We start from the raw sequence: 1410 nt of genomic DNA, 5'->3' as shown, positions 1-1410 counted from the left end.
AGCCCAAAGAAAAGGTTTTTCTATAGTTCCTTCTATCCTTGCTCCACCTTCGGTACAGTTGTAGGTGGTTGAAATAATATTTCTTGAAATGGTATTTTGTAAAGAGAATCTAAACATAGTCCAAATTCCTGAACTTTCAACCTTTCCATTGCCTCCATAGGCTAGACATTGAAATTTTCCCTTATCTCTTTGAAAATGTCCTTCATGTTTATCAAGATTGCTATAATCTTTAGTATGAGAAAATCCATCTTTAGCATAAGCTAAATCTTGTCCTATAAAAATGATATTTTTACAACTTAGATGCGTTGCAAATTCATAAGCCATATGTGCAACGCTTGGCCCATAGCCTACATAGCCATATTGATGAAAATTAACATTTTTAATGAAATCAGAAGGTCTTGAAATAAGCATGAAATTTCTATTATTTTTTTGAAGATATTTTATAGTTTGTGGATAGACCCAACTTACACAAACAAACAAAACATCCCTATCAAATTCCCCAAAATCATGATTAAAAAATTCAGAAGTTAAAGGAATCCTTTCTAAAGAAAGTACATAATCAGGCTTTATACCATGCTTAGCTAAAATAGGATAAGAAGAATCTGCACAAAAAATCGTAGCTTTATTAGCATACTTTTTTAATAAAGGTAATTGTTTGGTTAAACTTGGTCCTGTAGAAACAATAATAGCTGTATCACTTAAATTCTTTCTTTTAGAAAGTAATTCTGTATAACTAGGATGAGTGATCATTTGAGGAAGATTATAAACAAATTGTTCTATGCCTTGAAGGGCATCAAGCGAATCATTACCATGAGAAATAATAGAATCTTTAAAATGCTGCGCTAGCTTTTTATTTAACTCCAAAACATCCTCATGAAATCTTTCATAATAATTACTCATCAGTTCTAAAAAATAAATTCTAGAAAATTGAAAGAAAGGTTTGTTAGAACAAAAATTAGAAAAAAATTCTATATCTAAAGAACTAGTTTCTAAAATCATCAATCTTGAATTTTGTAATTCATTTGAAAAATCTAAGATATGAAACATTGCCCAAATGATCTCTATATCTTTTTCAAAAACAACGATATGCTGATGATTTTTATTTTGTAATAAAGCTTTAAATAAAATTCCATTTCCAAAACCATAAAAATACAATACAGGATAAAGTAGGTATTTGTCATTGTAAGTGTTTAACATAGTTTGTAACTCTTTAATGGGGTTTTGATAAAGTAAATTTTCATTATACTCCCCCACTGAATTATCTTTTAGATTGATATCAAGATTATCTTTACCTAAGATAAGTTCAAATTTACTAGACTTGATTTCTTTTAAACTTTCTTTTAAAAGAATATTACCTAAAGCTTCAATATTTTTGTTAAAGAGCTCTTTTTGGGTAGGAGTGAAGGTCAT

Annotated in this window: 1 protein-coding gene; it reads right to left on the bottom strand. The window is 28.6% G+C overall.

Features of this window, described 5'->3' with window-relative positions:
• The coding region (locus AJ885_RS09815; protein WP_410002263.1) for a motility associated factor glycosyltransferase family protein at positions 1-1410 on the bottom strand (1410 nt) is incomplete at both ends.

The sequence above is a fragment of the Campylobacter sp. BCW_6464 genome, assembly GCF_001762775.1.
GTDB classification, from domain to species: Bacteria; Campylobacterota; Campylobacteria; order Campylobacterales; family Campylobacteraceae; genus Campylobacter_D; species Campylobacter_D jejuni.
This window is presented reverse-complemented; position numbering and strand designations above follow the sequence as displayed.